The sequence below is a fragment of the Caballeronia sp. NCF2 genome (genome assembly GCF_023631205.1).
In the GTDB taxonomy this organism is placed as follows: domain Bacteria; phylum Pseudomonadota; class Gammaproteobacteria; order Burkholderiales; family Burkholderiaceae; genus Caballeronia; species Caballeronia zhejiangensis.
Window position 1 is genome coordinate 41251 of record NZ_JALQDN010000029.1, and the last position, 10167, is coordinate 51417.

10 protein-coding genes are annotated in these 10167 nt (G+C 61.8%); 6 read left to right on the forward strand and 4 right to left on the reverse strand.

Features of this window, described 5'->3' with window-relative positions:
* Nucleotides 1-40: 40 nt before the first annotated feature.
* Together NCS02_RS12530 and NCS02_RS12535 are read left to right on the forward strand one after the other, a co-directional pair.
* Nucleotides 41-688: a TetR/AcrR family transcriptional regulator gene (locus NCS02_RS12530; protein WP_250523161.1), complete on the forward strand. Its 648-nt coding sequence runs from the start codon at nt 41-43 to the stop codon at nt 686-688.
* The gene (locus NCS02_RS12535; RefSeq protein WP_250480701.1) at nt 685-1242 is read left to right on the forward strand and encodes a DUF1415 domain-containing protein; all 558 of its coding nucleotides are present in this window, start codon (nt 685-687) and stop codon (nt 1240-1242) included. The genes NCS02_RS12530 and NCS02_RS12535 overlap by 4 nt, the downstream gene beginning before the upstream one ends.
* Here the strand turns inward: NCS02_RS12535 and NCS02_RS12540 are convergent, their stop codons facing one another.
* On the reverse strand, nt 1243-2118 hold the full coding sequence (locus NCS02_RS12540) for a class I SAM-dependent methyltransferase (protein WP_008344377.1): 876 nt from the start codon (nt 2116-2118) through the stop codon (nt 1243-1245). It lies immediately after the preceding gene.
* A 376-nt stretch (nt 2119-2494) separates the two neighbouring features.
* Between NCS02_RS12540 and NCS02_RS12545 the strand changes: the two genes are divergently transcribed.
* Nucleotides 2495-2815, forward strand: coding sequence for a hypothetical protein (locus NCS02_RS12545; protein ID WP_008344375.1), 321 nt, complete (start codon nt 2495-2497; stop codon nt 2813-2815).
* 48 nt (nt 2816-2863) lie between these two features.
* Here NCS02_RS12545 and NCS02_RS12550 read toward each other — a convergent pair whose 3' ends face one another.
* Nucleotides 2864-3562, reverse strand: coding sequence for a FadR/GntR family transcriptional regulator (locus NCS02_RS12550; protein ID WP_309791299.1), 699 nt, complete (start codon nt 3560-3562; stop codon nt 2864-2866).
* A gap of 224 nt (nt 3563-3786) precedes the next feature.
* On the opposite strand from NCS02_RS12550, the gene NCS02_RS12555 reads away from it, so the two are divergent.
* The 3 genes from NCS02_RS12555 to NCS02_RS12565 all read left to right on the forward strand — a co-directional run bounded on the left by NCS02_RS12555 (nt 3787) and on the right by NCS02_RS12565 (nt 7853).
* Nucleotides 3787-4911, forward strand: a complete 1125-nt coding sequence (locus NCS02_RS12555; RefSeq protein WP_034473910.1) for a mannitol dehydrogenase family protein — start codon at nt 3787-3789, stop codon at nt 4909-4911.
* A 97-nt stretch (nt 4912-5008) separates the two neighbouring features.
* Nucleotides 5009-6295, forward strand: coding sequence for an MFS transporter (locus NCS02_RS12560; protein WP_008344369.1), 1287 nt, complete (start codon nt 5009-5011; stop codon nt 6293-6295).
* A gap of 16 nt (nt 6296-6311) precedes the next feature.
* Complete coding sequence (locus NCS02_RS12565; RefSeq protein WP_008344367.1) at nt 6312-7853, forward strand: UxaA family hydrolase; 1542 nt, start codon at nt 6312-6314, stop codon at nt 7851-7853.
* A 53-nt stretch (nt 7854-7906) separates the two neighbouring features.
* Here the strand turns inward: NCS02_RS12565 and NCS02_RS12570 are convergent, their stop codons facing one another.
* Both NCS02_RS12570 and NCS02_RS12575 read right to left on the reverse strand, forming a co-directional pair.
* Entirely contained in the window at nt 7907-8287 is a 381-nt protein-coding gene (locus tag NCS02_RS12570; RefSeq protein ID WP_008344366.1) for a hypothetical protein, read from the reverse strand.
* 29 nt (nt 8288-8316) lie between these two features.
* Nucleotides 8317-9951: an NAD(P)/FAD-dependent oxidoreductase gene (locus tag NCS02_RS12575; protein ID WP_250523162.1), complete on the reverse strand. Its 1635-nt coding sequence runs from the start codon at nt 9949-9951 to the stop codon at nt 8317-8319.
* Nucleotides 9952-10167 lie beyond the last annotated feature (216 nt).

The following is a 10167-nucleotide window of genomic DNA, read 5'->3' on the forward strand; positions in this document are numbered from 1 at the left end:
ACATGTCAAGCATGCAGCAGAAATCATCGAGGATCCGATCTTGACCCGAGTAACGTCCGATCAGCCGAAAACCGCCGCCCGTCGCAACGCGCGCACGGACGCGGCGACCGCGCAGGAGCAATTGCTCGACGCGGCGCAGGAGCTTTTCTATCGCGACGGCATCCGCGCGATCGGCGTCGATGCCGTCGTCGAGCGGGCGGGCGTCAATAAAATGAGCCTGTATCGGCAATTCGCGTCGAAAGACGAACTCGTCGTCGCGTATCTGGAGCGCATGGATGAAAGATTCCGGCGGCGCTTCGAGGCGAGCGTCGCGAAACATCCCGGCGAGCCGGCGAAACAGCTCGTCCAGGCGCTCGAAGATCTGGTGAAGCGCGCGTCGTCGCCCGATTACCGCGGCTGCCCGTTCGTGAACATCGCGTGCGAATTCGGCGATCCGGCGCATCCCGCGCGCCAATCGGTCGAGCGCAACAAAAGTTACCTGATGACCCGTCTCGCCGAAATTTCGGCGGCCGCCGGAGCGGATAATCCCGTCGAGCTGGCGGAATCGCTCGCGTTGCTCGTCGACGGCATCTACGCGACGAGCCAGACCTACGGCCCCGGTTCGGGCCCGCTGCTCGCCGCGCCGCGCATCGCGCGCACGCTGATCGCGGCGGCCTGCGCCGGGCATCGCAAACAGGAAGATTCATGAATGACAGCAGCAACCGCGACGAAGTGATCGCGGCGACCCGACACTGGCTCACCCGCGCGGTGATAGGACTCAACCTGTGCCCGTTCGCGAAGAGCGTGCATGTCAAAGAGCAGATTCGCTATGTGGTGAGCGAGGCGCGCGGCGTGGACGACCTCGTCGTGGAACTGACCGATGAACTTCGCCTCTTGCGCGACACCGACGCGGAAGTAATCGACACGACGCTTTTCATCACGCCGCACGCGTTCGCCGATTTCGCCGACTATAACGACGCGCTCTTCTTCGCCGAGCGCCTCGTCGATCAATTGGGACTCGCGGGCGAATTGCAGATCGCGAGTTTTCATCCGGACTATCGGTTCGAAGGCACCGGGCCCGACGATATCGACAACTACACGAATCGCGCGCCGTACCCGACGTTCCATCTGATCCGCGAAGCGAGCATCGATCGCGCGGTGGCTGCATTTCCCGATGCAGCCGACATCTACGAACGCAATATCGAAACGCTGCGCCGTCTCGGGCACGACGGCTTCGCAGCGTGGATGAAAGAGAAGTCCTGATCAGTGCGCGGGCGCGAAAAAGCGCTCGCGCAACTCGTCCAGCCCGAGCGTTTCCAGCACGTCAGACAGCCTTTGCGCAGGCCGGCCGCGCGGCAGGTCCTTGAATTGCGCAACGATGAGCTCGTTCTTCATCGAATGTTCCCAGCCGACGAGTTCCGTTACGCTCACCTGATAACCGTGCGATTCGAGCTGCAGGCAGCGCAGCACGTTCGTGATCTGGCTCCCGAATTCGCGCGTGTGCAGCGGATGCCGCCACATTTCCGTCAGCACGTTCTTCGAAAGCGAGTGGCCCTTGTTCTTGCGCAGCACCGAAGCCACTTCCGCCTGACAGCACGGCACCACGACGATGTATTTCGCTTTCTTTTGCAGAGCGAACTGGATGGCGTCGTCGGTGGCGGTGTTGCACGCGTGAAGCGCGGTGACGATATCGATCGAATCAGGTAGACGATCTGAATCAATTGATTCGGCCACCGACAGATTCAAAAATGACATCCCCGTAAACCCGAGTCGGCCAGCCAATTCTTCCGATTTTTTTACGAGCTCTTCGCGCGTCTCGATTCCAAAGATGTGTGACCGATCGCGCAGAGTCTTGAAGAAGAGATCGTAGAGAATAAACCCAAGATAGGATTTTCCTGCACCGTGATCGACAAGTGATACGGCCCCTTGGCGCTCGTGAACTTCGGCGAGAAGCGGTTCGATGAACTGATAGAGGTGATAGACCTGCTTCAGTTTGCGGCGGCTGTCCTGATTCATCTTGCCGTCGCGCGTGAGGATATGGAGTTCCTTCAGCAGTTCGATCGACTGGCCTGGACGAATCTCGTGTTTGGTGGATGGGTCGGGTGTGCCCGGAGCCGACGCGGAGGACTTCCTGGTCATCTTGAAGGTGTGTTGAATAAAAAAAGCGGAGCAGTTCGCGCCGAATGTGCGCTAACCGCTGGTTCTGCCGTCTCAAAAGGGGAAGTTTACCCAAAAGCGCGAAGACGCTCTTGTTCCAGCCACGGCTGATCGGCCAATGCGTGGCAGCAAACGCATGGAACGGATTGTGCATCGTCGGACAATGAGGCCATTGGAAAAGACGACACAGCGTGGCCTCGCGGCTGCGTACCGATGCAGCAAGCAGGAGCAACAAGCCAGTAACAAGCCGTGCCTCGACACGTCGAACGTCGTCACCCGCGCCCACCTTGTTACGTAACACCTAACGCACAGCGCGGCGAATGCGACTCGCCGGCGCCATGAACATGAGAGGACGGCGATGGATGCGATCCCGGACAAGAAAGCAGAGAAACAATTTCAGGAGATGCTCGCGGCACTGACCGCGATGCCCGCGTGGAGCGAAAAGCAGCAACTCGAACTCGAAATGGCACGAGAGATTTCCGTGGAGATGTTGCGCCTCGCCGAATCGATGCGCGACGGCTCCACCGATATCGAAACGTGCCTGACCATGCTGAAGTACGCCAAGGTGATGGATTTCGTCCTGACGACGCTCGCGTCACGCCGCGAGATTGCGCCGCAAACGTTGCGCGTGATCTTCAAGCTGGCGGGTCTGAAGGTCGATGAAGCCTATCCGGGCTGACGCGATCGCGCGTCTGAAACCGGTGCGCGTTCCGAGCGCGCGCCGGCGTCAGCTTTTGCGTTTGGTCATGAGGCGCGCCGCGGACTGACGCATGTGCCGCTGCATCGCGGCTTGCGCCTGTATGGCGTCGCGCGCTTCCAGTGCTTCCAGAATCTCGCGATGCTCGCCAAGCGCGGCCGCCCACGTTTCCTCTCCTTCGAAGTGCCCACGTAGTGTCGATGACAGCGGACTATGCCGCTCGTCATACAGACTGCCGACCGTTCGCACGAGCACGTCGTTGCCGGTCATCTGCGCGATCGCGATGTGAAACGCGCGATCGGCCGCCATCGGCACCTGGCCGTTCGCGACTTCGCGCGCCATCGTCTCGTACACGGCGCGCAACGCCTTGATCTCTTTCGGTTTCGAGAACGGCGCGACGCTCGCCGCGATCGCGCCCTCGATTACGCCGCGCGCGTTCATGATCTCGATCGGGCTTTCGCCCAGTTCCGCTTCGCTCGTCGCCGGCTTCGCCGACGGCGCCGCGACGATGTACACGCCCGAGCCCATGCGAATTTCGACGCGCCCTTCCAGTTCCAGCGCGACAAGCGCCTCGCGCACCGATGGCCGCGACACGCCGAGCGTCTGCGCCAGTTCGCGCTCGGACGGCAAGCGGGCGTTCGGCGCGAAATCCTGCTGCTCGATCAGCCCGCGCAGCTTGTCGGCGATCTGTAGATAGAGGCGACGCGTTTCGGCTGGTTTGACGCTCACGAGCTGGCTCCTGCTTTTCGTCTCGGGGAAAACGTGGATTGTAATCAGTGGAAGGGTTGACGCGCCGTGGGGCGGGCGTTTGCCGTCCGCAGACTGCTTACAAGTGGCTTGACCAATTCTATTTCAAGACACTAGTATGCAATCCGGTAAGGCCAGGTGGGCCAATTTTTTTACGGCGATCTGGAACCGTTCCCAGACCAAATTCATCCCTAGCGCGCGCGACGATGAGCAATCCGATTCTCCAATTCGGCACCAGCCGCTTTTTGCAGGCACACGTCGATTTTTTCGTGACCGTTGCAGCGCGCCGCGATCCGGCGAAAGCGCTCGGCAAGATTACCGTCGTCCAGACGACGTCGAGCGCCGACAGCCGCGCGCGTGTCGAGGCCTTGCGCTCGGCCGGGCGTTATCCGGTGCGCATCCGTGGCCGTCAGCGCGATGAAACCATCGATATGACGGTCGAATGCGACGCCATCACCGAAGCGCTGCACGCGAACGAAGACTGGCCCTTGCTGATCGAGCGCGTGAAGCGCGACGTGAAAGTGATCGTCTCGAACACCGCCGACGCAGGGTACGCGCTTTTCGATGAAGACACCGCCGATCTGCTCGACGGCCAGCGCACGCCGCGCGGCTTCGCGGCGAAGCTCGCGGTGCTGCTGCACGCGCGGCATCGCGCCGGCGGCGCGCCGATCACGCTTCTGCCCTGCGAACTCGTTTCGCGCAACGGCGATACGCTGCGCGATCTGGTCATCGGCGTGGCGCGCGGCTGGAACGTCGACGACGCGTTCATCGCTTATCTGACGAACGACTGCGTGTGGGTGAATTCGCTCGTGGACCGCATCGTGTCGGAGCCGATACAACCTGTCGGCGCGATCGCGGAGCCGTACGCGCTGTGGGCGATCGAGCGTCAGGACGGCATGGTATTGCCGTGCGAGCACGAGGACATCGTCGTCACCGACGATCTCGCGCACTACGAACGCCTCAAGCTTCTGATGCTGAATCTCGGTCACACGATGCTCGCGCAGATCTGGCGCACGCGCGACGGCTCGCCGGACATGACCGTACTCGACGCGATGCGCGATCCGGCCTATCGCGAGCCGCTCGAAGCGACGTGGCGCGACGAAGTGCTTCCCGTATTCGCGGCGCTCGGCAAAGGCGACGTTGCGGCCGACTACCTCGCGAGCGTGCGCGACCGCTTCGAGAACCCGTTTCTCGTCCATCGGCTCGCTGACATCGCGCGCAATCACGACGAGAAGAAAGTTCGACGCTTTCAGCCCGTCATCGATCTGGCGCGCGAACTGAAGCTCGACATCGAACAAACGCGTCTTCGCGACGCACTCGAAACCGCCTGACGACCGGCCCGACCGATTTTCAATCACGGCTCACCGCGCCGGCATCGCGGATCGAGCTGGAACACATTGAAGTGCCGCCCCATTGAGGAGACAAACGATGCGCAAAATGCGTTGGGTAGTGATATTTCTGGCCTTTCTGGCAATCGCGATCAATTACATCGATCGTGCAAACCTTGCGGTCGCCGCGCCGCAAATCGAAAAAGCGCTCAATATCGGCCCGGCCGAAATGGGCTTCATCCTGAGCGGCTTCTTCTGGAGCTACGCGCTCATGCAGATGCCGTTCGGCTGGTTCGTCGATCGCGTCGGCGCACGCATCGCATTGCCGCTCGCGGTGGGCTGGTGGTCGGTGTTCACGGCGTTGACCGCGGTTGCGACGAGCGTCGTCGGCATGTTCGGCTGCCGCCTGATGCTGGGCGTCGGCGAAGCGGGCGCGTATCCGTCGTGCGCGAAGCTCGTGTCGCAATGGTTCACAAAATCGCAGCGCGCATTCGCGACCAGCATCTTCGATTCGGGCTCGCGCGTGGGTTCGGCACTGTCCATTCCGGTCGTCGCGTTCATCATCAGCTCGTTCGGCTGGGAAGCGTCGTTCGTCATTACCGGCGTGATCGGCTTCGTGTGGATTCTCGGCTGGTTCCTGATCTACCGTAACAAGTCGAAGGGCGATCTCACCGGCGAGACCGATGTCGCGCCGGTGCCGGTTGCGCCGAAGAACAAGGTGTCGTGGGCGTCGCTGTTCAAGTACCGCACGCTGTGGGGCATGATGCTCGGCTTCTTCTGCCTGAACTTCGTGATCTACTTCTTCATCACCTGGTTCCCGAGCTATCTCGTACAGGCGCACGGCTTCTCGCTGAAATCGCTCGGCACGCTCGGCACGATTCCCGCGCTGATGTCGATTCCCGGCGGCTGGCTCGGCGGCTTCATCTCCGATTCGCTCTTCAAGCGCGGCTGGAGCCTGACCGCCGCACGCAAGACCTGCATGGTCGGCGGCATGCTGATGTCGTCCGTCATCACGCTGTGCGCGTTCGTCGAAAACATTTATCTGATGCTCGCGTTCTTCGGCATCGCTTACGCGAGTCTCGCGTTCGCCGCTGCATCGATCTGGTCGCTCCCGAGCGACGTCGCGCCGACGCCGGATCACGTCGCGTCGATCGGCGGCATCCAGAATTTCGCGTCGAATCTGGCGGGCATCGTCATCACCACGTTCACCGGCGTGATGCTCGCGATCACCAAGGGCTCGTTCGTGATTCCGCTGTGCGTCGCGGGCGGCTTCTGCTTCCTCGGCGCGTTCAGCTATCTTTTCATTGTCGGCAAGATCGAACCGCTCAATCGCGCCGAAGAAGAGCAAGCCCGGCGCGACGACGGTCGCGCACCTTCCACGGTCTGAGTCTGAGAACAAAACCATGTCCACCACATCCACCGACCATGCGGTCATCCGGCTGCATCCCAACGACGACGTCGTGATCGCGACGCGTCAGTTGCTCTCCGGCGCGCGGATCGCGTCGGAGGATCTCGTCGTCGCCGGGCTGATTCCGCCGGGCCACAAGATCGCGACGCGCGATATCGCGGCGGGCGCGCCCGTGAAGCGCTACAACCAGATCATCGGCGTGGCGAAGGAAGCGATCGCGCGCGGGCAGCACGTCCACACGCACAATCTGTCGATGGCCGATTTCGCGCGCGAGCACGAGTTCGGCGTCGATCTGCATCCGACGCCGTTCGTCGACAAGCCCGCGACTTTCATGGGCATCCGCCGCGAGGACGGCCGCGTCGCCACGCGCAATTTCGTCGGCGTGCTGACGAGCGTGAACTGCTCGGCGACGGTCGCCCGCGCGATCGCCGATCATTTCCGGCGCGACGTGCATCCGGAAGCGCTCGCGGATTACCCGAACGTCGACGGCGTGATCGCGCTGACGCACGGTCTCGGATGCGGCATCGACATGCAGGGCGAAGGGCTCGGCATCTTGCGGCGCACGCTTGCGGGTTACGCGGTGCATCCGAATTTTCATTCGGTGCTGTTCGTGGGTCTGGGATGCGAGACCAATCAGATTTCCGGTGTGCTCGAATCGAGCGGGCTGAAGGACGGTTCGCATCTGAAGAGCTTCACGATTCAGGATAGCGGCGGCACGCGCAAGACGATCGAACGCGGCATCGCGCTGGTGAAGGAAATGCTCGCCGATGCCAATCGCGTGCAGCGCGAGCCGCTGCCGGCGTCGCACCTGATCGTCGGTTTGCAGTGCGGCGGGTCGGATGGCTATTCGGGCATTTCGGCGAATCCCGCGTTGGGCGCGGCGGTCGACAAGCTCGTCGCGCATGGCGGCACGGCGATTCTTTCCGAAACGCCGGAAGTGTATGGCGCGGAGCATCTGCTGACGCGCCGCGCGGTGAGCCGCGAGGTCGGAGAGAAACTGCTCACGCGTATCAAGTGGTGGGAAGAATACTGCGCGCGCAATGGCGCGGCGATGGACAACAATCCGTCGGCAGGCAACAAAGTCGGCGGATTGACGACGATCCTCGAAAAATCGCTCGGCGCGGTCGCGAAAGGCGGGACAACGAATCTCGTCGAAGTGTACGAGTACGCTCAGCGCATCGACGCGAAAGGCTTCGTGTTCATGGATTCGCCCGGCTATGATCCGATGTCGGCGACGGGCCAGGTTGCATCGGGCGCAAATCTGATCTGCTTCACGACGGGACGCGGTTCGGCTTATGGATGCGCGCCGTCGCCGTCGCTCAAACTGGCGACGAACACCGCGCTGTGGGAACGCCAGGAAGAGGACATGGATATCAATTGCGGCGGCGTGATCGACGGCTCCGCGACCATCGAACAACTCGGCGACGAAATCTTCCAGATGATGCTCGACTGTGCGTCAGGCGTGGCGTCGAAGAGCGAACTCCACGGGTATGGGCAGAGTGAGTTCGTGCCTTGGCAGGTGGGTGTGGTGACTTGAGGCTTCTATTTTGGTGAAAAAAACGCGCCGTGTTCCGGCGCGTTTTTCTTTGATCAGGCCGGTCCGAGGTCGATTTGGATTGGCTCGTGCGAGCAGTCGAACACCGTGCCGTGAAGCCGCACTTCGCACCATTCGCGAAAGAGTTTGAGCGATCGCTTCTGCGGCCACAATGCGTCGTCCGTGTACCAGTCGTCGAGCATCTGTTCGAAAATCGTCTGCCAGTTTCGGTTGATCCATTTCTCGGCGGACTCGATAACATCGTCGCCTCCGCATGGAATCAGGAACGTGTTTGGGTCGTCGCGCGCCTCGTCGAAAAGAACGGGACGCTGCGGGTCTGGTGCCGGATCGGCGCGGTTGATCCAATCGACGAACGGCTGCTTCGGCAAGACGACAGCAACCGCTCGATTGGTGATGAGAAGCGCATCGGATGGCATGTTCGCGACCTCGTTGGGAGCGCGGACGATCAGACCGTCTCGGCGTGTTGCGCCATCATCTGCAACGCGACGGCTTCCGCCACTTCGATGCCGTCGATCGCAGCCGAATAGATGCCCCCAGCGTAGCCCGCGCCCTCTCCCGCCGGATAAAGCCCCTCCACATTGACGCTCTGATAGTCGTCCTGGCGACGCACGCGGATCGGCGACGACGTGCGCGTCTCGACACCGGTCAACACTGCGTCGTGCATCGCGAATCCCTTGATCTTCTTGTCGAGCTCGGGCAACGCTTCGCGAATCGCTTCGATCACGTAATCGGGCAGCGCGGTGCTCAGATCGGTCGGCTTTACGCCCGGCTTGTAGGACGGCGCCACGGAACCGAGCGAAGTGGATGCGCGCCCCGCGATGAAATCGCCGACGAGTTGCCCCGGCGCGGAGTAGTCGCCGCCGCCGAGTTCGAACGCGCGCTCTTCCCACTTGCGCTGAAACGCGATGCCGGCCAGCGGGCCGCCCGGGTAGTCATCCGGCGTAATGCCGACGACGATGCCCGCGTTCGCGTTACGCTCGGCGCGCGAATACTGGCTCATGCCGTTCGTCACGACGCGGCCCGGCTCGGACGTCGCTGCGACGACCGTGCCGCCCGGGCACATGCAAAAGCTATAGACCGCGCGTCCATTGCTGCAGTGATGGACCACTTTGTAGTCGGCCGCGCCGAGCTTTTCGTGGCCGGCGAATTTCCCGAAGCGGCTTCTGTCGATGACGCCTTGCGGATGCTCGATCCGGAAGCCGAGCGAGAACGGCTTGGCCTCCATGTAGACGCCGCGTTCGTGCAGCATCTCGAACGTATCGCGTGCGCTGTGACCGACGGCGAGCACGACGTGATCGCAGCGCAGCGTTTCGCCCGTCGAAAGCTTGAGCCCGCGCACCTTGCCGTTATCGATGTCGATGTCTTCGACCCGGTGCTGAAATCGCACTTCCCCGCCAAGCTGATGGATTTGCGCGCGCATCTTCTCGACCATGCTCACCAGCCGGAAGGTACCGATGTGCGGCCGGCTCAAATACAGAATGTCTTCCGGCGCGCCAGCTTTGACGAACTCTTCGAGCACCTTGCGGCCGTAATGTTTGGGATCCTTGATCTGGCTGTAGAGCTTGCCGTCCGAGAACGTGCCTGCGCCGCCTTCGCCGAACTGCACGTTCGATTCCGGATTGAGCTCGTTGCGACGCCAGAGGCCCCACGTGTCTTTCGTCCGCTCGCGCACCGCTTTGCCGCGTTCGAGAATGATCGGCCGAAAGCCCATCTGCGCGAGGATCAAGCCGGCGAAAAGCCCGCACGGTCCCATGCCGATGACGACGGGACGCAGCATCGTCGATTGCGCCGGCGCTTTTGCGACGAAACGATACGCCATGTCGGGCGTCACGCCGCAGTGCGGATGCGGATGCGCTTCCAGTCGCTTCAACACCGACGCTTCGTCTCGCAACTCGACATCGATGATGTAGGTGAGCTTGATATCGGCGCGCTTGCGGGCATCGTGTGCGCGGCGAAATACGTGAAAGCTCACGAGTTCGTTCGCGCCAACGCCGATTTCCGCGAGACGCGCGAGAACCGCAGTTTCGATAGCCGATTCGGGATGATCGAGCGAGAGCTTGAGTTCGCTTAGACGTAGCATGGGAAGTCGACGGCGCTGCCGTACTTTTTGAAAAGCCGTAGAGAGATTCTAGCGCTTGCGCAACGCGCACTTCGCGGATTCGCGATACCGCGCTTCAAACGCAAAAACCCCACCTTTTTGGGGTGGGGTTTTTGTTTGGAGCATGAGGAGCCTGACGATTACCTACTTTCACACGGGTATCCGCACTATCATCGGCGTGGAGTCGTTTCACGGTCC